At 66.6% G+C, this 20,355-nt stretch carries 21 protein-coding genes; 4 read left to right on the top strand and 17 right to left on the bottom strand.

Annotated features, from left to right (window positions below):
- The first annotated feature begins 61 nt into the window (after nucleotides 1–61).
- Nucleotides 62–1,492 (top strand): MFS transporter, encoded by a 1,431-nt coding sequence (locus tag TZ00_RS17680; protein WP_044443731.1) that lies wholly within the window; start codon nucleotides 62–64, stop codon nucleotides 1,490–1,492.
- Between the two features lie 36 nt (nucleotides 1,493–1,528).
- Here TZ00_RS17680 and TZ00_RS17685 read toward each other — a convergent pair whose 3' ends face one another.
- From TZ00_RS17685 to TZ00_RS17705, 5 genes are read right to left on the bottom strand one after another with little or no spacing between them, the layout of a single operon-like run.
- Nucleotides 1,529–2,788, bottom strand: coding sequence for a sensor histidine kinase (locus TZ00_RS17685; RefSeq protein WP_044443732.1), 1,260 nt, complete (start codon nucleotides 2,786–2,788; stop codon nucleotides 1,529–1,531).
- Complete coding sequence (locus tag TZ00_RS17690) at nucleotides 2,785–3,453, bottom strand: response regulator transcription factor (protein WP_174436088.1); 669 nt, start codon at nucleotides 3,451–3,453, stop codon at nucleotides 2,785–2,787. Before TZ00_RS17690 ends, TZ00_RS17685 begins: the two co-directional genes overlap by 4 nt.
- 53 nt (nucleotides 3,454–3,506) lie before the next feature.
- On the bottom strand, nucleotides 3,507–4,301 hold the full coding sequence (locus tag TZ00_RS17695) for an FAD:protein FMN transferase (protein WP_238579750.1): 795 nt from the start codon (nucleotides 4,299–4,301) through the stop codon (nucleotides 3,507–3,509).
- Complete coding sequence (locus TZ00_RS17700) at nucleotides 4,301–4,822, bottom strand: FMN-binding protein (protein WP_044443733.1); 522 nt, start codon at nucleotides 4,820–4,822, stop codon at nucleotides 4,301–4,303. The genes TZ00_RS17695 and TZ00_RS17700 overlap by 1 nt, the downstream gene beginning before the upstream one ends.
- Nucleotides 4,819–6,255, bottom strand: a complete 1,437-nt coding sequence (locus TZ00_RS17705; protein WP_044443734.1) for a ferredoxin reductase family protein — start codon at nucleotides 6,253–6,255, stop codon at nucleotides 4,819–4,821. The genes TZ00_RS17700 and TZ00_RS17705 overlap by 4 nt, the downstream gene beginning before the upstream one ends.
- A gap of 236 nt (nucleotides 6,256–6,491) precedes the next feature.
- Between TZ00_RS17705 and TZ00_RS17710 the strand changes: the two genes are divergently transcribed.
- On the top strand, nucleotides 6,492–7,256 hold the full coding sequence (locus tag TZ00_RS17710) for a VIT1/CCC1 transporter family protein (protein WP_084606279.1): 765 nt from the start codon (nucleotides 6,492–6,494) through the stop codon (nucleotides 7,254–7,256).
- Nucleotides 7,257–7,321: 65 nt separating this feature from the next.
- Here TZ00_RS17710 and TZ00_RS17715 read toward each other — a convergent pair whose 3' ends face one another.
- The 3 genes from TZ00_RS17715 to TZ00_RS17725 all read right to left on the bottom strand — a co-directional run bounded on the left by TZ00_RS17715 (nucleotide 7,322) and on the right by TZ00_RS17725 (nucleotide 9,300).
- Nucleotides 7,322–8,374, bottom strand: a complete 1,053-nt coding sequence (locus TZ00_RS17715) for a DMT family transporter (protein WP_044443736.1) — start codon at nucleotides 8,372–8,374, stop codon at nucleotides 7,322–7,324.
- Nucleotides 8,374–8,742: an ArsR/SmtB family transcription factor gene (locus TZ00_RS17720; protein ID WP_044443737.1), complete on the bottom strand. Its 369-nt coding sequence runs from the start codon at nucleotides 8,740–8,742 to the stop codon at nucleotides 8,374–8,376. Before TZ00_RS17720 ends, TZ00_RS17715 begins: the two co-directional genes overlap by 1 nt.
- 63 nt (nucleotides 8,743–8,805) lie before the next feature.
- Entirely contained in the window at nucleotides 8,806–9,300 is a 495-nt protein-coding gene (locus TZ00_RS17725) for a hypothetical protein (RefSeq protein WP_044443738.1), read from the bottom strand.
- 114 nt (nucleotides 9,301–9,414) lie between these two features.
- On the opposite strand from TZ00_RS17725, the gene TZ00_RS17730 reads away from it, so the two are divergent.
- Nucleotides 9,415–10,557, top strand: coding sequence for a low temperature requirement protein A (locus TZ00_RS17730; RefSeq protein WP_161793796.1), 1,143 nt, complete (start codon nucleotides 9,415–9,417; stop codon nucleotides 10,555–10,557).
- 68 nt (nucleotides 10,558–10,625) lie between these two features.
- On the opposite strand, the gene TZ00_RS17735 is transcribed toward TZ00_RS17730, so the two are convergent.
- The 3 genes from TZ00_RS17735 to TZ00_RS17745 form a co-directional block, all read right to left on the bottom strand.
- Nucleotides 10,626–11,678 (bottom strand): NAD(P)/FAD-dependent oxidoreductase, encoded by a 1,053-nt coding sequence (locus TZ00_RS17735; protein WP_084606283.1) that lies wholly within the window; start codon nucleotides 11,676–11,678, stop codon nucleotides 10,626–10,628.
- 94 nt (nucleotides 11,679–11,772) lie between these two features.
- Nucleotides 11,773–12,189, bottom strand: coding sequence for a DUF6855 family protein (locus TZ00_RS17740; protein ID WP_044443787.1), 417 nt, complete (start codon nucleotides 12,187–12,189; stop codon nucleotides 11,773–11,775).
- Between the two features lie 49 nt (nucleotides 12,190–12,238).
- Complete coding sequence (locus tag TZ00_RS17745) at nucleotides 12,239–12,979, bottom strand: SDR family oxidoreductase (RefSeq protein WP_044443740.1); 741 nt, start codon at nucleotides 12,977–12,979, stop codon at nucleotides 12,239–12,241.
- Between the two features lie 104 nt (nucleotides 12,980–13,083).
- Here TZ00_RS17745 and sigJ point away from each other — a divergent pair, with 104 nt between their 5' ends.
- On the top strand, nucleotides 13,084–14,010 hold the full coding sequence (gene sigJ, locus TZ00_RS17750) for an RNA polymerase sigma factor SigJ (RefSeq protein ID WP_044443741.1): 927 nt from the start codon (nucleotides 13,084–13,086) through the stop codon (nucleotides 14,008–14,010).
- 36 nt (nucleotides 14,011–14,046) lie between these two features.
- Here the strand turns inward: sigJ and TZ00_RS17755 are convergent, their stop codons facing one another.
- The 6 genes from TZ00_RS17755 to TZ00_RS17780 all read right to left on the bottom strand — a co-directional run bounded on the left by TZ00_RS17755 (nucleotide 14,047) and on the right by TZ00_RS17780 (nucleotide 20,352).
- Nucleotides 14,047–14,940 carry a DUF808 domain-containing protein gene (locus tag TZ00_RS17755; protein WP_044443742.1) on the bottom strand — a complete coding sequence of 298 codons (894 nt, stop codon included), beginning with the start codon at nucleotides 14,938–14,940 and terminating at the stop codon, nucleotides 14,047–14,049.
- Nucleotides 14,941–15,049: 109 nt separating this feature from the next.
- The gene (locus TZ00_RS17760; protein WP_044443743.1) at nucleotides 15,050–16,225 is read right to left on the bottom strand and encodes a serine hydrolase domain-containing protein; all 1,176 of its coding nucleotides are present in this window, start codon (nucleotides 16,223–16,225) and stop codon (nucleotides 15,050–15,052) included.
- The gene (locus TZ00_RS17765) at nucleotides 16,222–17,211 is read right to left on the bottom strand and encodes a glycoside hydrolase family protein (protein ID WP_044443744.1); all 990 of its coding nucleotides are present in this window, start codon (nucleotides 17,209–17,211) and stop codon (nucleotides 16,222–16,224) included. The genes TZ00_RS17760 and TZ00_RS17765 overlap by 4 nt, the downstream gene beginning before the upstream one ends.
- Before the next feature lie 2 nt (nucleotides 17,212–17,213).
- Nucleotides 17,214–18,038, bottom strand: coding sequence for a carbohydrate ABC transporter permease (locus tag TZ00_RS17770; RefSeq protein WP_044443745.1), 825 nt, complete (start codon nucleotides 18,036–18,038; stop codon nucleotides 17,214–17,216).
- Nucleotides 18,035–19,006 (bottom strand): carbohydrate ABC transporter permease, encoded by a 972-nt coding sequence (locus TZ00_RS17775; protein ID WP_338010803.1) that lies wholly within the window; start codon nucleotides 19,004–19,006, stop codon nucleotides 18,035–18,037. The genes TZ00_RS17770 and TZ00_RS17775 overlap by 4 nt, the downstream gene beginning before the upstream one ends.
- Entirely contained in the window at nucleotides 19,003–20,352 is a 1,350-nt protein-coding gene (locus TZ00_RS17780) for an ABC transporter substrate-binding protein (RefSeq protein ID WP_078714311.1), read from the bottom strand. Before TZ00_RS17780 ends, TZ00_RS17775 begins: the two co-directional genes overlap by 4 nt.
- Nucleotides 20,353–20,355 lie beyond the last annotated feature (3 nt).

Here is a 20,355-nt window from a genome sequence, read left to right on the forward strand (position 1 = left end):
GTCAGCGCAGACACGCGGTCTCGAGTGAGTCGCCACTTCTTCGTAATGAAGGAGTGTCTCTATGACCACCACCACCCGCCGGTCACCTCGAACCCTGCGTGAGGCGTGGATCGCTCTCGCCGGACTCTCGGCAGTCTTTCTCTTCGAGATGCTCGACAATTCGATTCTCAATGTCGCGCTGCCCACGATCGGCCGCGAATTGGATTCCACAACCGCCGGCCTGCAGTGGGTCACGGGCGCGTACTCGGTCGCCTTCGGAGGGCTGATGCTGCTGTTCGGTGCAGTGGCCGACCGCTTCGGACGCCGCCGCGTGATGCTCGTCGGCCTTGCCGTTCTGGCCCTCGCAAGCCTGGCCACGCTGTTCGTCACCACAACCGAGCAGCTCATCGCCGTTCGCGCGGCCATGGGCATCGCGGCTGCGATGACGACTCCCGGCTCGATGGCTCTCGCCTTTCGCCTCTTCGACACAGACGACCTGCGCGTTCGCGCCATCACCGTCATCTCCACCGCGGGCCTCGTCGGGCTCGCCGTCGGACCCACCGCCGGAGGCCTCGCCCTTGCTGTCGTCCCCTGGCAGATTCTGCTGCTGATCAACGTGCCGATCGCCGCTCTCGCCTTCGGGGGGATCCGCGCGGGCATCGCGGCAGACGACCGGGCCGACCGCCATCACGAGCCGATCGATATGTGGGGAGCCGTGCTCGGAACATCCACCATCGTTCTCGCGCTCGTCACCCCGACGCTGTTCGTCGAGGTCGGCGCGGGGTCGTGGATGCCGTGGGCCGGCTCGGCCGCAACGCTCGCCGCGGCCGCTGGGTTCGTTCTGCGAGAGCGGATGGCGCGAGCTCCCCTGCTCGACCTGAACCTGCTCGCGCTGCCCCTGGTCTCGAGCGGACTCGCATACAAGGCTGCGGCCGGGCTCGCGGTGGCGGGGTTGAGCTACCTCGTCACACTGCAGCTGCAATTCGCGTGGGGCTGGCCGCCCGCCGCGGCGGCTGTCGCGATGCTGCCCCAGGTTGCGGTGCTGCTCGCGAGCGGACGGTTCGTCGGCCCTTTCGTTCAGAAGGTCGGGCTCGATCGCGCAGCCTTCGCCAGCGCCGCCGCGGTCGTGTCGGGGCTCGCCGTATTCGGGCTGCTCGGCCGCTTCGGCTACGGTTGGATCCTCGTGGCGCTCGTGCTGGTCGCGGCCGGGATGCGCGTGGTCGGCGTCGTCGCGGGCACGAACGTCTTGAAAGGGCTTCCAGAGACGCGCACGTCGATGGGCGCCGCACTCGTCGACACCTCGAGTGAGCTGGCCACCGCCATCGGCATCGCGGTGACGGGCACGCTGCTCGCGGCGCTGTTCAGCGGCAGCATCACTGCCGCCGACTGGAGCCGGACGCAGGTGACCCAGTTCGAGACCGCCGTGACGATCGCGGGGGTGACGCTCACCGCGCTGGCGGCGGCGCTGGTCGCAGTGGGACTCGTCCGCTCGCGAGGGGGTACGAGCCAGTAGTGCCCGTCGGCGCGAGCCTGGCCGCATCGACCGCCATCACTCGGTCGGCGATACCGCCAGCGGGAAAACACAGGCGACCGCGCCTCCTTTGTACGAGGTGTCGATCGACACGGTTCCGGAATGCCGACGGGTGATCTCTGCCACGATCGCCAGCCCGAGGCCGTAGTGCCGGATGCCCGAAGCGGGCACCACGACGGCTCCGCGGCCCCGCCCGCTCGCGAAACGCTCAAACGCGGTGGCCGCAACGTCCGGGGCGAAGCCCGACCCGTCGTCGATGACTCGGGCGACCGCCAGCCCCTTCTCGATCGCAACCTGCACCGAGACCGAGCTGCGCGCGTGGTCGAGCGCGTTGGTCGCTAGAGCGATGACGAGCCGCAGGAGCGCAGCCCGAGAACCACTGACGATCACCGGCACCGAACTGCCGGTTCGAACGAGCACCAGGGAGCGGCCCGCCGCGTCGGCACCGAGAAGCGCCACGGCCTCGTCGGCGATGGCGGCGAGGTCGACCGGCGTCGGCTCTGCGACGCTGCGGGGGTCCGCTGCGATGAGTAGATCGTCAAGGATCTCGGAGAGGGCCTTGGTGTCGTCGACAAGCTCGTCGACCGAGGCCGCGGCGGTCGGGCTCATGTTCTTCGCGTCGCGGCGCAGCAGCTGAGCGCGCGTGCTCAGCAGCGTCAGCGGCGTGCGCAGTTCATGGCTCGCATCCGCCACAAATCGCCGCTGCAGCGCCAGGGCATCGGCGAGCGGCTTCATGGAACGCCTGGCCATCACGTAGGCCGCGGCGAAGGCCAGAATTCCGGCCACGGCACCACCGACGAGAAGAGCGGATGCCAGCCTGCTGAGCTCCTCCTCGCTCTCGTGCTGGCTCAGCGCGACCTGCACGACACGATCACTGTTGCGGTCGCCAGTCGACGAGGTCGTCAGCATCAGGTAGCTCTGCCCCGCGACGGTGCGTTGCTCGCGCACATCGGGTCCTCCCGCGGCGACGGAGCGCAGAGCGTCGGCATCCAGCAGTCCGTCGGGCAGGGTCTCGGACGTCTGCACCTGCCCACCGCTGTGGCCGTCGATCATGGTGACGAACGTGCCGGCCGGCGCATCCCGGCCCGAATCGATCTGGGTCGCTGCCACGAGAGCCCGCTGGTTCGACTCGTCGACGCTGCGGCTCACGATCACGAAGACGATCGCGCCGACCACGGCGAGAAGAACAAGCACGAGCAGCGTGAACTGAGCGGTGAGTCGGAGGGAGGCCCCGCGCAGGTCGTCGACCGACGATGCGCGCGGGCGGCGGAGCCTCACGGCAGCTGCCCGAGTCGGTAACCGATTCCCCGCACGGTGCTGATGCTCGAGCGGCCGAGCTTCTTGCGCAAATAGTGCACATACGTGTCGACGACACCGATGTCGTCGGCGTCGGGAAACACATTCGACAGCAGATCGGCGCGCTCGAACACCTGTTGTGGTCTGCGCGCGAGTCGCTCGAGTAGATCGGATTCCCGCTCTGACAAGACGACGAGCGCGCCCTGGATTGTGGTCACCGTTCTACTGCCCACGTCGAGGGCACCGTCGGGCAGCGCGAGCATCGGCGTTGTATTCGTGTGCCGTCGCAGCAGGGCCCGGATGCGGGCGAGCAGCTCGTCGATGTCGAACGGCTTGGCCAGGTAGTCCTCGGCTCCGCGATCGAGTCCTTCGACCCGGTCCGCCGGGTTGCCGAGCGCAGACAGGATGAGCGCAGGCGCAAGCACGCCGCGAGCGCGCAGGCGCGTGAGAACGTCGAGTCCCTCGATCACGGGGAGCCCCCGATCGAGCACGATGGCATCGAAGGTCTGCGTGAGTCCCTCGTGCAGGGCCCGCTGGCCGTCGCGCGCGGCGACGACGTCGTACCCCTCGGCGCCGAGCAGCTGCTCGAGCATCTGCAGCAGCCGCGCGTCGTCCTCGACGAGCAGCAGCCGCGGGCGGGTGGACATGTTTGCAGTATAGGCAGCCGCATCCGTGACGCTCGCGGCCGCAGTATCTGCGCTCACGCGGTCAGCAACCCCGCGGCACGGCGGAAGCCGGGCGAGGCGGTCAGCTCGCCCCGACCGTCGACGGTGAGCACGTCGACGTCGAAGCGGTCGAGCACGTCGTCGCTGCGCTCCGGGCCGCCGGCGAGGATGGCCGTCGCCAGAACATCCGCGGTCACGATGTCGTCGGCGAGAACCGAGACCTGCACGAACGGCAAGCGCTCGTCGGGCCGGTGACCGTCTCGCCGATGATCGCCGGATGCCCTCCACACGTGCTCGCCGCGTTCCGCCGTACCCGAGGTGGCCAGGGCGCTCCTGCTTCCAGTGACGTCGAGCAGGCAGAGCAGGCCTTGTCGGTCCTGCGGGTCGATGATGGCGAGGCGCCACGGCTCACGGCTGCCGCCCACGTTGCTCTCTCCGGATAAAAGAATGTCGCCGCCCGCGTTGATCAGCCAGTTCACCTCTCCCGCCGCCTCGAGCACACGCCCGGCACGGTCGATCGCCGTGGCCTTCACCAGCCCGGAAAGGTCGATCACCCCGTCCGGCCGGTGCGGAGTGAAGGCGTCGCCCGTGAGGCGCGCCCAGTCCAGGGCATCGGCGTAGCTCTGCCGCACCTCGGCGTCTGCGCGCGTCAGGGGGAGCTCGCCGCGGGCGATACGGCTGAGCTCGGAGTCGTCACGATAGAGGCTGAACCGGCGATCGATGTCGACGAAGGCCTCCTCCACCTCCGCGAGCGTCGACGCGTTCGGCAGAGCACCGGCGACGTTCAGGCTCACCGTCGTGCCCATCGTGTCGAAGATGTGAAGTCCCATCACAAGCCCGCCTGATCGAGCGCCGACTGCAGCGAAGACAGATATCCCTCGCTGGTGTACGTCGCACCCGACACACTCTGCACGTTCGCGGATTGAGCCTTGAGCACCTCTGTGCGCAGAACTGGCGCGGCCCTGTTGCTGATGGAGACGGACTTTCCGCCGTCGTTCGTGAGCTGCAGGGCCGTGACATCGGTGATGCTGCCGTTGGCGACCGTAATCTGCACCTGCACGTTGCCGTAGCGGGTGCGTGAAACGGAACCCGTGAAGGTGCCGGATGCCGTCGGCGCGGCGGCGACGGGGGCGGTCGCCGCCGCAGTCGGGGTGGCGGCGGTCGGAGCCGCGGCCGTCGGGGTCGATGCCGCCGCGGAAGGGGCCTGCGGTGCGGCCGTTGTAGCAGCCGACGCCGCGGGAGCCGCGGCATCCGGTGCGACCTGGACCTGACCTTGGCCGCCCAGCTGCCAGCCGACGGCCAGCACGGCCGCTGACGACAGGATGCTCGCGGCAAGCGCTCGGACCCTCACCAGTCGAACCTCTCGATGTGGATCTGGGCATCGGGCAGCCCGTGGGCACGCGCGTCCCTCACCACCAGGTCGGCCCACGACTGGGGACCGCAGACGTAGAGGTCAGAGGACAGGAGCTCGGGGAATGCCGAAGCGATGGTCACGCCGCGAGCGATCGCCTCGGCTGACATCCACGTGGCCAGTCCGTGCGGGCGGGCGCCGAGCATCGTGTAGACGGAGTTGCCGCTCATGCTCGGCAGCCCGGCGACCTCGTTCCAGAGGTAGGTCTGAGAGGGGTCGGTTGCGCGCAGCAGCACGGTCGCCTCGCCCGGCTGCAACGAGGCGTGCTCGAGCAGTGACCGGATGGGCGTGATGCCGATGCCGGCCGCGACCACAGCCATCTTCGGCGCCACGCGGTGTGCGTCGGTGAACACTCCGTAGGGCCCCTCGAACCACACCCGGGTTCCGACGCGAACGCGTCCGAGCGCCGCGCTGCCAGCCCCGAGCTCGCGAACCGTGATGCGGGCCGAGGTGGCGGTCGGCACGGCCGAGAACGAGATGGGATGCGCGTGCCACCACGTGGAGCCGGTCCAGAAGCGCCAGACGGCGTACTGCCCGCCCTCCACCCGCAGGCGGTCGAGCTGCCGACCCTTCAGGTGCAGCGACACCACCCCGGGGGCGACGGGCTCGATGCCGGCCACCCGGATGCCGTGACGCAGGCTGGCCAGCGTCGGCAGGATGAAGCGGAAGAGGGCGATCGATCCGAAGGCGAGCACGTAGAGGCCAATCCAGTAGACGCGCTGCAGCGTGCCGTCGGCGAGCACTCCGCCCACGCTCAGCTGGTGCGGCAGCGCCACGAGCACGGCCGCGTAGCTGAGCAGGTGCACGAGATGCCAGGCCTCGTAGGAGAAGCGGCGACGCACAGCGACGAGCGAGGTCACGACGACCGCGATCAACAGGGCGAGCCCAAGGTATGCCAGCGCCATGTCCGGCCCCGAGAACAGCGAGATCGTCTCGGCGATGACGCTCGAACCGTCGGTGAGCGCGTACCCGATTGTGAGCAGCACGCCGTGCACCAGGATCAAATAGAGCGCCGGCTTGCCGAGCCGACGGTGCAAGGCCATGGCCGCATCCTGCCCCACGACCCGGTCGATGACCGGCAGTCGGGCGGCGAGCACCAGCATCACGAGAATCAGGTCGGTGCCGACCAGCCCCGACACGATGCCGCCGGCGGTGAGGGCCGAGGCGACATCGGTGACCTGGGCTGCGCCGCCATACGCGAGCCACAGGCTCACCGACAACGCGACCGACACCCAGCAGAGCATGACCATAAGGTCGGCGGCACGCAGACGGCGCCGGATGCGCACCGCTCGGTCGCGGTTCACGGCGACGGCCCGGCGCGCGGTCGGCGACGCGCCGGAGGCGGAGGTTCCGGAGGCGGTTCGAAGGGTCACGGCTCTTCTCGTTTCGATGGGGTCGGCGTGGTCGATGTTGACAACGATCCGCTCGATTTCTTCCAGAATTCTTAGCCGGTGCCATCGGCAGTATCCGCGCCTCCTCGGTGCATCCGCGCCCGGACGATCAGTAGCGGATGCTCCGAACAGGCGCGGACAGCGGAGCAGCTGGTCGAGCGGTGTGGTGAGGCTTACCGACGTTGTTCGGGCGGGGAGAGAGTGCTTAGGTGAGCACCATGTCCACCGAAATCCCCAGCGGCGCCGCGGCGTCCGATAGCGCAGTGCCGGATGCCCCCGCCCACGACAACGAACCTCACCGCGGCGGCCTCGCCCAGCGGCTCAACTGGCTTCGCGCCGGTGTGCTCGGCGCCAATGACGGCATCGTCTCCGTCGCCTCGATCGTGGTCGGCGTCGCCGGCGCCACGAGCGACTCGGGGCCCATCCTCACAGCGGGCATCGCCGGCCTGGTCGGTGGAGCGATCTCGATGGCGCTCGGAGAGTACGTGTCGGTGAGCAGCCAGAGCGACAGCGAACGGGCCCTCATCGCGAAGGAGCGCAAGGAGCTCGAGGAGATGCCGGAGGAGGAGCTCGAGGAGCTCGCCGGCCTGTACCGCGCGAAGGGCCTCAGCGAGGAGACGGCACGTCGGGTCGCCGTCGAGCTCACCCAGCACGACGCCCTCGCGGCGCACCTGTCGGCAGAGCTGAACATCGACGAGACCGACGTGGTGAGCCCGTGGCACGCTGCCGCTGCCTCCGCGGCCGCCTTCACTATCGGAGCGATACTGCCCCTTCTGGCCATCCTGCTTCCGCCGCTTGCGTGGCGCGTACCGGTGACGTTTATCGCCGTGCTCGTGGCCCTCGCCATCACCGGTGCGGTCTCGGCGCAGATCGGCGGCAGCTCCCGGATCCGCGCGGTGACGCGAGTCGTGCTCGGTGGAGCCCTGGCCCTGATCGCGACCTATTCGGTCGGAGCCCTATTGGGGGCATCCGGCGTGGTCTAGGGCCAGGCCCGGTCTTTCTGCCCGGCTCCGGCCCCAGAGCCCTATGGCCCTAGTGCCCTAGTGCCCTAGTGCCCGTGCCGGTGGTGGCTGTCGGGGTAGTGCTCGTGAGTGTGCGTGATCGGCTCGTGGGTGTGTTCGTGCGTGTGCCAGCCGCGGGCCCCGACCTCCTGGCCCGGCTCGTGGTTGTGCTGATGATGCTCGTCATGGGTATGCCAGTGCGTGTGCGTGATCGCCTCGTGGGTGTGCTCATGCTCGTGCCTCTCCGTGAGGTGCAGCCACACGCCGACGGCCATCAGGAGGGCCGCCACGATCACCGGCCAGGTGAGGGGATCTCCCAGCGTCATTGCGAGCAGCGCGCCGAAGAAGGGCGCGATCGAGAAGTAGGCGCCGGCCCTCGCGGTGCCCACGTGGCGCATCGCGACGATGAACAGCACCAGGCTGATTCCATAGGCGAACAGGCCGACGACCATGGCACCGGCAATGTTGAAGGGGCCGGGCAGCTGCGCGCCGAGCGAGAACGCGAGCGCGAGGTTGACGGGGCCGGCCACCCCGCCCTTGACCGCGGCAAGCCATGTGGCATCGTTCAGCGCGATCTTGCGGGTGAGGTTGTTGTCGAGACCCCAGCTCAGGCAGGCGCCGAGAATAGCCAGCGACGGCAGTGCGCTGCCGAGATTGGCACCGGATGGCACGCTCAGCGCGACCGCGCCCGCCACGATCGCCAGCATGCCGAGCGCGATGCGCCGGTCGAAGTTCTCTTTGAAGACGAACCAGGCCAGGGCCGCGGTGAACACCCCCTCCGCGTTGAGCAGCAGCGATGCGCCCGAGGCCGGCATGTTCGACAGGCCGAACATGAGCAACACCGGCCCGGCGATGCCACCGAAGAAGATCGCGCCGACCAGCGGCATCACCTCGGGCCGGGTAATGCGAACGCGAGGCGCGCGCCGGATGATGCGGTACAGACCCAGCCCGAGGCCAGAACCGCAGTACAGCAGGCCCGCCAAGAGCCACGGGCTGACGTCGTCGTCGAGCAGGAGCTTGGCCAGAGGCGTACCGGCGCCGAAGAGCACCGCTGCCGCCAGCGCAGCTTGCACGCCGATGTGCCGCAGGGATCGCAGCATCAGCGGGCCGCCCCGGCATCCGGCTGACTGTGGTGCGCGGGGCTGTCGCTGAGCGCGTGCTCCGCCTGGAAGATCGCGTCGCTGACCAGCCGCGCCGCGTGCTCGTTGGCGAGGCGGTAGAAGACCCGGGTGCCCTCTTGACGGGTCGCGACGATGCGGGCGAGGCGCAGCTTGGCCAGGTGCTGGGAGACCGCGGCGGGAGACTTCTCGACGATGTCGGCCAGCGTGTTCACCGAGAGCTCACCGTCGCGCAGGGCGAGCACGATCCTCACCCTCGTAGCGTCGGCGAGCATGGCGAAGATCTCCACGGCGAGTTCGACGTAGGGGCTGGCCGGGTTTCGGCCACACATGGTCTTATCTGCATCCATACGCAGATTCTTACATAGAACCTGTGACCATATCCGCTTCCGCTGAGCGGGCTACTCGGCGACTCAGCCGCCGAAGAGCTTTCCGAACAGGCCCTTCTTCTTGGCTTGCCAGCCGCCCTGCTCGAGCGCGGCAATGAGCGGCTGCTTGATCTCGTCTGTGGTGAACGAGTATCCGTACGTGAACCCGTCGTGGGTTCCCTGACGGTCGGTGGTGCGCGCCGCCCCCACTCCGAACGAGAAGCTCTTCTTGCTTTCACGCCCTTTGAAGGTCGAGGTCGACGTGCCGATACTGAATCCGCCTCCGCCCGTGCTTTGGATTCTCGACTCGCTCTGCGTGTCGGTCTCGTCGAACTCCCACTGCGCTTCGGCGGCGTCGAGGGTGACCCGCAACTCGTAAGAGGCGTCGATGGTACCGGCAGCCGTGAACGCAGCCCACTTCACATCCGCGTACTTCCACACGGCCTGGATGCCATACGGGGCCGCCTGGTAGACGAATGGGAGTTCGTCACTGTTGAGCGCGAGAACGCGCGCCTGGGCCTGTTCGAAAGTGTCTGCCATGACTCATAAGCTAAACCACCCTTTGCCCTGGCGGAATGCCGTTGTCGGTCTATGCTCGGCCTAACGATTCCTTCACCGGCTCCGTTGCTTCCTCAGGAGGTGTCAGCCATCTCGATGACACAGACGAGTGCGCACATGGGTCGGCGGGTGCACTGGCTCGAGCTCTTCTTCGACCTCGTGATCGTGGCCTACATCGGCCAGATCGCCCACACGATGCACGGAGATCCGTCGTGGATGGATGCCGTCGCCTTCGTCGGGTTTCTGGCCGCCGCCTGGTGGGCGTGGGTGAACGCGACCCTCACGATGAACCTGTTCGGCGCACGCATCACAGCCTCCATCTGGATCTCCGTCACCATCGCCATGCTCTCGATCGGCGTGATGGCGGCAGCGATTCCGGATGCCCTCGGCGATCGAGCCGGCGCTTTCGCAATCGGCAATGCCGTCATCCGGGTCATCTGGGCGGTGCCGTGGCTCATGAATCGCCGCACAATTGGTTCTCCGTGGTGGCGATCGATTCTCTACTGCGGCGTTCCCGCCGCGCTGTGGCTGGTCTCGATAGCCGTCGCGCCGCCTTGGCAGTACGCGCTGTGGGCAGCAGCCGTGGCGGTCGAGGTGGTGCTGCTGATCTTCCTCAACGGCGAACAAGCGTGGTTGAGGGAGGCTCTCGACGTCGATCACCTCGCCGAACGCGTCGGCCTGCTCGTCGTGATCGTCTTCGGTGAGTCGATCCTGACCACCATCGCCGAGCTCGACGCTCATTGGATGCCGATGTCTGGTCTCTCCGCCATTCTGGGGTTCGCGGCCGTCTCGATGCTCGCCTGGTTCTATTTCACCTACGCCACGTCATCTGTCGAGAGCGGACTGAAGCGATTGCAATTGCGCGGGAGCGTCGGCGGACTTCGTGACACCGTGATGTACCTGCCATTTCTGCTCGTGGCCGGCATCACGCTGTTCGCCTCGACCCTCGGCACGGCGGTCGCCGACGCCGGACACCACCTGCCACCGGGCGCAGCGATCTCCCTCAGCGCCGGAATCAGCCTGTTCTTCATCGCAAGCACCGCAGAGTCACTCCGCTACAGCTCTCCCTGGCGCACGATCGCAGCCTGGGGACCGGCGGGCATCCTGTTGCCGTGGACGCTGGTGCCGCTCTCGGCCCATGCGAACGCCGAAGCAGTCGTCGCGGCATCGGCCGGTGTCATCGCCCTCGTCCTTGCAGCAATCGCGATCAATGCGCGACGCATGCGCGAGAGAAATTGAAGTGTCGCCAATGGTGGCTTTCCACTAGAAGGAAGTCACCACCCGCGACATCTCACCGCGCGCTGAGTTCAGATCCCGTGCCGCCGATCGCCGAGAACCGCCTCGGTGGCCTTCGCCTCCATAGCGGCGGAGAACGGTTGCGCCCTCTTCTCGACGGCCCGGGCTAGGTCTGCGGCCGCGAGGTCGCCGTGCGCAGCTGCTCCGGCCATCACTCCCGATGCTGCCGCAGCAGCGACCATCGCCATGGGCTGGCCCGTGTTCCCCGCGACGAAGACGCCGGGCACGGCCGTCGCACCACGCGCATCCCCGTCGATCTGCTCGCCGAACGGTGTGAGCGTACGCTCGCCGCCGAGAGCCTCGTACAGCTCGGTGCGCGCGACGAACCGGGGCGCGACGACGACCGCGTCCACCTCGAACGAGCGGCCGCCATCCACCTCGACCGCGCGCACCTGCGAGCCGTCGACGACGAGCCGCCGAACTCGCGGCGTGACGACGCTCACGCCGAGCGCGGCGAGCTGCTCCCACTGCTCGTCGCTGGGCTCGGGCGCATCGTGCAGAAACAGGGTGACGTCGTCGCTGAGCTGGCTGAACAGCAGCACCTGGTGCATCGCGTTCTGGTTGCGTCCGATCACGGCGATGCGCTGGTCGCGCACCTCCCACCCGTGGCAGAACGGGCAGTGCAGAACGCTGCGACCCCACGCCTCGCGTACTCCCGGAATGTCGGGCAGATCGTCGACAAGCCCGGTCGCGAGAACGACGCGACGGGCCTTGAGATGGCTCGCCCCGCCGTCGAGCTCAAGCGTGAAGTCATCGACGGCACCGGATGCGCCGGTCACCAGACCGTTCAGAATGCGCACGCCGTAGGCTTCGGCCTCGGCTCGACCGCGAGCGAGCAGTTCGAGAGGCGGGATGCCCTCGTGGCCGAGCACGTTGTGCGCCCCGTCGGCCGGAGCATTGCGCGGCTGCCCCGCATCGACCACGACGACGCTGCGGCGAGAGCGGGCGAGCGCGATCGCCGCGGCAAGACCGGCTGCACCGCCCCCGACGACGACGACATCGACGGCGTCATCTGCTGATTCGGTGCTGTAGGCGGAGGCCAAGGATGGATGCGTGTGATTCATGAGTTCCACGCTAAGCGTGCATTTGCTCTATCGCATGAACTCTTGCGCAAAAGGCAAGAAGGCGGCAACGAGGCCGCCACCAGGTTCGTTCGGGTCAGCTTGCGTCGTCCACAGCGCGCACGCGATTGTTGCGGGCCCCGTGTTCGAGTTCGACGAGGCCGAGGTGCTCGAGCAGAGGCGGCAGATAGACCCCGAAGCGGCCACGATATCCGCGTCGCAACCCGTACCAGCCCCCGACGGGGTTGGACTCGTCGCGACCGAAAGCCTCGACGCTTCCAGGGGCTGCAGGCTTGTTCTCGTCGGCGCCGCCGAGAGGCACCCAGTCGCCCTGCTCCAGAAGCCAGCGATGCAGGTCGTCGACCGCACGCAGCTGGTAGGAGAGCTTCGTCGAACCGACCGTGCAGATCAGGGTCTCCCCCTCTCGGTGCATCGAATACGAAGAGGAACCGGGCGCCGTGGTGAGCGCGATCGGGGCATCAGCGCCACCGATCACATCCGTTGTGTCAGACATGTTCGTGAGCATACGCCCTGCGCAGAACCCGGCCACAAAAGCGAACGGTCTATCGAGCGCGCAGCCACTCATCGAAGGTCTGCGTGCTGAGCTCGGCTTCAGGCCCCGGCAGCAGGGCGCCGCTGCGCATGGCCGCACCCATCTCTCCCGGCAGCGGAACCGAGACGATCGGTCCACGTAGCCCCTCCGCCGACGCATACGATCGCACGAGGTCGATGAGCCGCTCTTCGCGGGGGCCGGCGAGATCGCGTGCCCGGCCCCGCGCATCCGATTCGGCCAACTCGACGAGCCGCTCGGCGACCTCGGCGGCGGCCACAGTTTGGGTGCGCATGATGGGCACAGCATGAAGTGGACCGATACGTCCGCGATCGTAGATCTGCCCCGCGAACTCATGGAATTGCGTGGCGCGCAGAATCGACCAGGGAACGGGGCCCTCGCTCACGAGGCGCTCCTGCCGCACCTTGCCGGCGTAGTACCCGGACGGCGCCCTGTCGGCGTTAACGATCGACAGCGCTACGTGGTGCGCGACGCCTGCGGCCGCGCCACCGCCCAGAAGATTTGCAGTGGATGTCTCGAAGAACGCCGTCGAGGCCGCTCCCGAGGTCGTCGCGATGCTCGAGACATCGATCACCGCTTCTGCGCCGACGAGGGCCCGGGCGACGGCTGACGCGTCGAGCAGGTCGACCCCCTGGGAGCGACTCAAAGCGACGACATCGTGGCCTCGTCGGCGGGCGACGTCGACGACGTGTGCACCGACCGCTCCTGTGGCTCCGGCTATGGCGATTCTCATCGAACGGTGTTCCTTTCGGTTGGTGCGACGGGTCGAATTGTCGCCGTCGCACCCCTATGACGACGCAGCCCTCACGAATGTGAGGTCGCGGCATACTGATGTGCATGACACTCGCCCAGGCCGATGAGGTGCAACGCGAGCGCCCCCGCCTGCTCGGCATGGCTTTTCGTATGCTCGGCACGTTCGCCGACGCAGAAGACGCGGTGCAGGAAGCGTATCTTCGCTGGCACAAGCAGGGCGACGACGAGCGTCAGCGCATCCATTCGCCTGCGGCCTGGCTGACCCGCGTGACGAGCCGGATCTGTCTCGACGAACTGGGCAGCGCCCGCGTGCGGCGCGAGCAGTACGTCGGTGAATGGCTGCCCGAGCCGGTGCCGCAGGGCCGCGTGTCGGAGCTCTTCGGAGAGCCACGCGAAGTACTCACCGACCCAATCGGCCGCGTCGAGCTCGACGAGTCGGTGAGCACCGCCCTGCTCGTCGTGCTCGAGTCGCTGAGTCCGGCCGAACGCGTGGTGTTCGTGCTGCACGACGTGTTCGCGGTGCCGTTCGGCGAGATCGCCGACATCGTCGGTCGAACACCGGATGCGTGCCGCCAGTTGGCGACATCGGCTCGGCGCCACGTACGCGAGCGCCGGGCGGGTCGGGTATCGACTGCCGTGCACGACGAGGTCGTGCAGGCTTTTGTCGCGGCCTGCCGAGGTGGCGACTTAGCGGCCCTCACCGCCGTGCTCGATCCGGCGGTCGAGCTGCGCTCAGACGGCGGCGGATTCGTCTCGGCGGCCCGCAAGCCCGTGCGCGGGGCGCTCAACGTGGCGCGTTTTCTGCTCGGGATCATGGAGAAGGAGCCCGACACGGTGGTCGCAGCCGAGCTCACGGGCGACGGTATCGCGCTGCGTTTCGGGCCTGGCACCGGTGACGCCGTCGCAGGAGTGCTCAACCTTCACGTGCGGCAGAGCGAGTCGGGCGCCCCTCACATCGCCGACGTCTGGATCGCGATGAACCCGCAGAAGCTCACGCTGTGGCAGCACTAACGACTCGTTCGCTTGATCGTCGGATGAGCCGCGTCATCAGTGGGCGGCGGATGCCGGCTGGTTGCGGTTCCGCAGGCGCGAGATTGCCATGAGGATAGCGACGATGATCATGCCGAGCACCAGCCCGAACACAAGCGACGCCGCGGTGTCGGCGAGCCAGACCACAACGGGGCCCGCGGCCTCGACGGCGTGCGTGATCACGTGCACCAGGTCGTACGGTCCGTGCCAGAACGTTTCGGCCATATTCGCTATCACCAGGTGGCCTCCGACCCACAGCATGGCGACGGTGCCGACGATGCTGATGACCCGAAAGACCGCGGGCATCGCGGCAACGATGCGGGCTCCGAAGCGGCGCACACCCCGAGACGCGCTCTTCATAAAACGCAGCCCGATGTCGTCGATCTTCACCAGCAGGGCGACCGCTCCGTAGACCAGCAGGGTCATGCCCAGGCCGATCACGATGAGCGCGCCAAGAGTGAGCCAGATGCCGAAGTCGGGGTCGAGGCTGTCGAGTGCGATAAGCATGATCTCGGTGCTCAGGATGAGGTCGGTGCGGATCGCACCGAAGACGAGGTTCTTCTCGGTCTTCTGCTCTTCGTCGCCCTCTCCGTGGTGCACGCCGAACCACTCGGTGACCTTCTCAGCCCCCTCGAAGCACAGGTACGTGCCACCGATGATGAGCAGGAACGGCAGCACCCAGGGCGCGAACGCCGTGAGAAGCAGCGCAATCGGAATGATGATGACGAACTTGTTGACGAGGCTTCCCAGTGCGATCTTCCAGACGACCGGCAGCTCGCGAGCGGGCGTCAGACCCTGAACGTATTGCGGAGTGACGGCGGCGTCATCGATCACGACTCCGGCGGTCTTTGCGCTCGCCTTGAGGGCGGCGGTCAGAATGTCATCGACGACGGCGAGCAGGCCGACCGACATGGGCGTCTCCTTGGGGTGGGGGCGTCAGACCGCTCAGCTTTCAGCGGGAGTGGATGTCCAGAGTATCGCGCAGCGCTCGTCGCGCCTCCTCGCCGAGAATCGATACAGACTACGAAATGGCTTTCTTGAGAGCCGAGACGATGTCGGTACCACGCGCATCGACGGCTTCCATCCGGTTCGTGACAAAAGCAAAACCGATGCGCTCATCCAGGTCAGCGAACGCAACTTGGCCTCCGGCGCCGTCGTGGCCGAGGCTCGACTCGCCCAGGTATCGCCTCGCTTCCGAGTCGAGTTGAAAACCCATACCCCAACGGGGCCACGGAGCCGGACTATCGAAGAACGGAGCGCCTTCTGATTGCACGCGGCTCGCGCGATTGATTGTCTCGTCGCTGAGTAAGCGCACACCGTCGGTTTCGGTGACGACCGCCGACCAGATCTTCGCTAGAGCATGGGCACTGCTGATGCCTCCCGCCCCGGGTATCTGAGCCGCTTGCACGTCTGAGCGATTGAAGCCCTCGTTGGGCCCAACCAGGGCCAGCGGCAGCGCACCTCCGAGGGTCAGAGCACGCACCGGCCACACCGAAGCGCCTGCCCGAACGTCGCTCTGCTGCGCAGCGACGTGTGTAGCGAGCGTGTCGCCGACGACCATGTTCGCCACCTGCCCGCGCCGCTCGGCGGGCAGACCGATCCAGGCATCGACCGCCAACGGGCTTGAGATCAGACGCTCGAAGTACTCCCCCGGCAGAAGCCCGGTGACGCGGCGAACGAGCTCGCCAGTCAGCCACCCGTGAGTGATCGCGTGGTAGGCCCAGGCCGTTCCGGGGTCGAACAGAGGCTCCTGATCGGCCAGGAGGGTCGTTGCACGATTCCAGTCGATCAGGTCGTCGGGCGTCCAGTCGTGTCGCGGCGCCGACAGCCCGGCCCGGTGCGATAGCGCGTCCCCGACGCTGGTGTTCGATTTTCCGGCCGCACCATATTCGGGCCAATAGTCGGCGACGGGTGCGTCATAGTCGAGGAGCCCGTCTTGCACGAGGCGGGCGACCAGAATGGATGCGAGCCCTTTCGTGCTCGAGAAGATCACGCTGGGCGTGCCCAATCCGAACGCCTGCCCGGAGCGCGCGTTCGCGATACCTCCGGCCAGGTCGACGACGAGCTCTCCGTGACGCCAGATAGAGAGCGCAGCCCCGGTTTCAGTGTCAGTGGCGATCGCTGCCTCGAAGGCGTCGCGTACCGCGGAGAAACCGTCGGCTGCAAAGCCCTCGATAGCGAGGAGAGGGTCTGTCATCGAACTCTTTCTCTTGTGAATGCGACCAGGCGTCCATCGTCGGACCAACGAAGGGGCAGAGGGTCAGACAGGCGCCCGACGAATTCACCGTTCTGCCCGACGTTCTCGAAGCCGAGAAGAGCCGGTCCTGCGGGAGTCTCCACGACCCGTCCTGCGTAGAGTTCGTCGCCGACGATGAGTTGCGCATCGTCGAGGTTCACAAGCCCGCCTGAGAACGGATCGGCATCACCGAGGGCAAGCGCCCACACGCCTCCGGCGCCACCTGCCCGCTTGCCGACCAGATGTGACGAGTCGCAGGAGAAAATGAGAGCCTTCTTGCCGTCGACAAGAACGAGTTGCGGCACCTCGAGATGAGCGAATCCGGCGCCGGGTGCACTGATGGGCGCGGCCGCAGTCCATGAGTCGAGGTCTCGCGAAATGGCGTGCCCGATCACGCCCCGGTCGGCAGGGTCATCCCCGGTCGGAATCTCCCGCGATCGTGCCGTGATGAGCATGTGCCACTGATCCCCCGCTGCGTCGGGAACCACCCAGGGGTCACGCCAGGCTTCTTCCCTCCACGTGTAATCTGCCAGCGTTTCGTACCACGGGTGCGACGCGCTCAACTGCACCCCGGATGCCTTCACCCACTCGTGCAGATCGTTCGAGGTGGCCATGAGGACCGTCTCGATATTCGTGTCTTCTCCCGCTCGCAGATACCGAGAGCCGGTGTAGTACATCCGCCAGAGACCGGAGGGATCGCGATAGACGCTCCCTGTCCATGTTGCAGTCTCGTCAGCCGCGCCCGGCTCGCCATGTTCGAGCACGACACCGTGATCGGTCCAGTTCACATAGTCGAGGGATGTCGCGTGGCCGACTGAGGCGTTTCGGTGCCGCAGATGAGGATCGACGAGAGATACAGGGGCGCGAAGGTAGTAAAGGTGCACCGTCGGCCCATCGATGGCGGTCCAGAAATCCCAGACCCAGAAATCGGGAAGAGAGAAGGCCATGGTTACCCCTTCACTGCGCCCTGAAGGAGGGCCTTGATGAACTGTCGCTGGAATATGAGGTAGACGATCACCGTCGGAAGCATGACGATGAGCGACGCCGCGAACAGCAGAGGCAGCGCGTCGATGTACTGCCCCTGGAAGGCGCCCAGGGCACCGGCCATCGTGCGCTTGCTCGGGTCGTCGACCATAACGAGCGGCAGAAGGAACTGGTTCCACGTCCAGAGGAACAGCAGGATTCCGAGTGCTGACAGAGCGGGTGACGCCAACGGCAGCTGAATCTGTCGGAACTCCTGCCAGATGTTCGCACCGTCGACCCGAGCCGCCTCCGAGAGTTCGCGAGGCACTCCGATGAAGTGGGCGCGCATCCAGAACACGCTGAACGGCATGTACAGCCCGATCAACGGGATGATCACGGCCCACTGGGTGTTGATGAGTCCGTACGACGTGAACTGGTAGTAGAGGGGGATGATGATCGCCTCGAAGGGGATGGTCAGCCCGACCACCATGCCGACGAGAACAGCGCGCCCGCCCGGAATGCGCAGGTTGCCTAGCGCGTAGCCGGCCAGGGTCGAGAACAGAAGAGCGACCGGCACGACGATGACCACGATGAAGGTGCTCGACAACATAAGCGTGCCGATGTTGCCGAGTTGGAAGGCAGTGACGAAGTTCTCCCAGTGCGGATCGCTCGGCCAGGAGAATCCGTTCGGAATGCGATCGGGAGATTGCAGTGCGGCGGTCAGCATGCTGGCGAACGGCAGAAGCGTCAGCACGACGACGACGATCAAGAGGATCCGGCCGACGACGACTTCGGTGCGGTTGACGATCATGAGTCACGCTCCCTCGAGAGGCGCTGAATGGGCAGAACGACGATGAGCACGAAGATCAGGAGGACCACGCCGAATGCCGAAGCCAGACCCACCTGGCTCTGCACGAAGGCAAGCCTGAAAATCGCAATTCCGGGAACGAGAGTCGACGTTCCTGGACCGCCCTTCGTCGTGGTGTAGATGATGTCGAAGGTGCCGAGCGCGGCGATGACCGTGATGGTCGTCAGAACGGCGATCTCCTGCCGAAGCCCGGGAAGGGTGATCGTGACGAACTCGCGCAACCAGCCCGCGCCATCCAGACGCACTGCCTCGTAGAGCGACCCGTCGATCTTGCCCATACCGGTGAGAAGCAGCACAGTGCAAAGTCCGGTGAGGACCCATGATCCGATGAGCCCCACCGCAGGCAGGGCCGTGGAGAAGTCGGCGAGCCAGGATCGGGTGATGAAGCCGAGTCCCACCGAATTGAGGAACGAGTTGATCGTTCCGGCCTGCGCATACATCCATGACCACGCGATGCCGGCGGCGACGAGCGGCACGATCTGAGGCAGAAAGAGAATCGTGCGGGATGCCGTGGCGAAGGGGCCCTGCCGCATCGTGCGCAGCAGGTTGGCAAGCACGAGCCCAACGACCACCGGAATGACCGTGAAGAAGAAGATGAGAATGATCGCGTTGAAGATCGGGGTCAGAAGGGTGGGATCCGTGAATATCGAGATGTAGTTGTCGATTCCGACCCAGGTCGACGCGCCGATGCCGTTCCAGTCGTAGAACGAGTACTGCACAGCGGTGAGCAAGGGGTAGACGACGAAGGCGACATAGGCGGCGAGGGCGGGCAGCACCATCAGCCACCCGATGTAGGCGGTGCGGCGAGCGAACCGGCTGCGACGCCGCTGAGGCCCGGCGGCGGCCGGCCCAGCCGGGGCAGAGGTGATGACCCCTGCCCCGACCGAGGCGTCTTGCTTCACGGCGCTCACTTTGCGGCGAGATCCTTCTCGTAGAACTCCTGCGTGGCCTTCAAGAAGTCCTCTGGCGTCATCTTGTCGGTCAGCAGCAACTGCTCGTTGGGCTGGAGAGAGCCCTGGTAGATGCCCGCGGTGGAGTTGGCCATGAAGTCGACGAACCCGTCGTCTGTGGCGACGGTAGCCGAGTTGTTGAGCGCCTGCTCGACAAGGCTGCCCTTCTCAACGGTGGGCAGCGCCTGCGTCGGGTCGCCTCCCGGCGAGGAGCCCGTGACGTCGACGACGATCTGGCGCGCCTTGTCGTTGGTGACGATCCAGTTGAGGAAGAAGGCCGTAGCATCCGCGTTCTTCGACTTGGCGGGAATGGTGAACGTATTTCCCGCGCCCATGGCGACGTGCTTACTGCCTGCCTCGGCGGGAGGCATCAGGAAGAACTCCGCGTTCCCCGCACCCAGACCCGTTTCGACATTCTTGGCATCCCAGTTGCCGTCCCACATGAACAAACCCTGACCCGAGGTGAAGTTCGAGACCATGGTCGTGTAGTTGATGGCATTGACGTCCGTCGGCAGGTATCCGGCCTTCGCCCAATCCTGGAACTTCGTCGAACCCTTGAGCGCGGCATCCGTTTCGATCGTCGCACCGGGCTTGTTGTACATCCAGTCGATCAGATCCTGCTTGTCGCCGTACTGGTTGATCAAGGCCTGCAGCACGAAGGTTCCGACGCCATCCTGCATACCGGTCTGGATAGGCAGAACCCCCGCGTCCTTTGCCTTCTTGAGGTCTGACTCGAGTTCGTCGAGCGTTGCGGGTGCCTCGGTGATGCCGACCTGGCTCGCGATCGTCTTGTTCATGTAGATGCCCGTGACGCTGAACCCGATGCCGAACTGGTAGAGGGATCCCTCTCCGCGAACACCGTCGTCGGTGATTCGGCCTCCGGCGAGCTGACCCGCCGAGAACTTGTCCCATCCGTAGGCGTCGAAGTACGGATCGAGGTTCGTCAGCAGTCCGTCCTTCACCGTCGTTCCGAGCGTCGACTGTCGAATCAGGTCGGGCGCGTCGGCGCTGGCGAGCAGACGAGGCGTGTTGGCGAGCAGATTCTGGAAGCTGTCGCGCACGATGTCGAACTTCACATTCGGATACTGCTTCGTGAACTCATCGGAGAGATCCGAGGTCACGGGGAAACCCGTCTCGTCTTGGATCTTGATCGTGATGTCGCCGGTCGGGGCGTCTGTGCTGACGTCGCCGCTCGGCGCGGTCGCGACCGGGCTGCTGCCCGGCGCACATCCCGCAACGGCGACTAGAACGGTCGCGGCTGCGGCGGTAACCATCAGCGTGCGGCCGGCACGCAAGCGTGTTCTCATTCT

Source organism: Agreia bicolorata (assembly GCF_000938265.1).
GTDB lineage: Bacteria > Actinomycetota > Actinomycetes > Actinomycetales > Microbacteriaceae > Agreia > Agreia bicolorata.

Coding starts and splice junctions, on each gene's coding strand:
- TZ00_RS17680 (WP_044443731.1), top strand. CDS start 62: ATGACCACCACCACCCGCCGGTCACCTCGAACCCTGCGTGAGGCGTGG.
- TZ00_RS17720 (WP_044443737.1), bottom strand. CDS start 8,742: ATGGATGCAGATAAGACCATGTGTGGCCGAAACCCGGCCAGCCCCTAC.
- TZ00_RS17690 (WP_174436088.1), bottom strand. CDS start 3,453: ATGTCCACCCGCCCGCGGCTGCTGCTCGTCGAGGACGACGCGCGGCTG.
- TZ00_RS17745 (WP_044443740.1), bottom strand. CDS start 12,979: ATGAGAATCGCCATAGCCGGAGCCACAGGAGCGGTCGGTGCACACGTC.
- TZ00_RS17740 (WP_044443787.1), bottom strand. CDS start 12,189: ATGTCTGACACAACGGATGTGATCGGTGGCGCTGATGCCCCGATCGCG.
- TZ00_RS17770 (WP_044443745.1), bottom strand. CDS start 18,038: ATGATCGTCAACCGCACCGAAGTCGTCGTCGGCCGGATCCTCTTGATC.
- sigJ (WP_044443741.1), top strand. CDS start 13,084: ATGACACTCGCCCAGGCCGATGAGGTGCAACGCGAGCGCCCCCGCCTG.
- TZ00_RS17730 (WP_161793796.1), top strand. CDS start 9,415: ATGACACAGACGAGTGCGCACATGGGTCGGCGGGTGCACTGGCTCGAG.
- TZ00_RS17715 (WP_044443736.1), bottom strand. CDS start 8,374: ATGCTGCGATCCCTGCGGCACATCGGCGTGCAAGCTGCGCTGGCGGCA.
- TZ00_RS17735 (WP_084606283.1), bottom strand. CDS start 11,678: ATGAATCACACGCATCCATCCTTGGCCTCCGCCTACAGCACCGAATCA.
- TZ00_RS17765 (WP_044443744.1), bottom strand. CDS start 17,211: ATGGCCTTCTCTCTTCCCGATTTCTGGGTCTGGGATTTCTGGACCGCC.
- TZ00_RS17755 (WP_044443742.1), bottom strand. CDS start 14,940: ATGTCGGTCGGCCTGCTCGCCGTCGTCGATGACATTCTGACCGCCGCC.
- TZ00_RS17695 (WP_238579750.1), bottom strand. CDS start 4,301: ATGGGACTTCACATCTTCGACACGATGGGCACGACGGTGAGCCTGAAC.
- TZ00_RS17725 (WP_044443738.1), bottom strand. CDS start 9,300: ATGGCAGACACTTTCGAACAGGCCCAGGCGCGCGTTCTCGCGCTCAAC.
- TZ00_RS17710 (WP_084606279.1), top strand. CDS start 6,492: ATGTCCACCGAAATCCCCAGCGGCGCCGCGGCGTCCGATAGCGCAGTG.
- TZ00_RS17760 (WP_044443743.1), bottom strand. CDS start 16,225: ATGACAGACCCTCTCCTCGCTATCGAGGGCTTTGCAGCCGACGGTTTC.
- TZ00_RS17780 (WP_078714311.1), bottom strand. CDS start 20,352: ATGAGAACACGCTTGCGTGCCGGCCGCACGCTGATGGTTACCGCCGCA.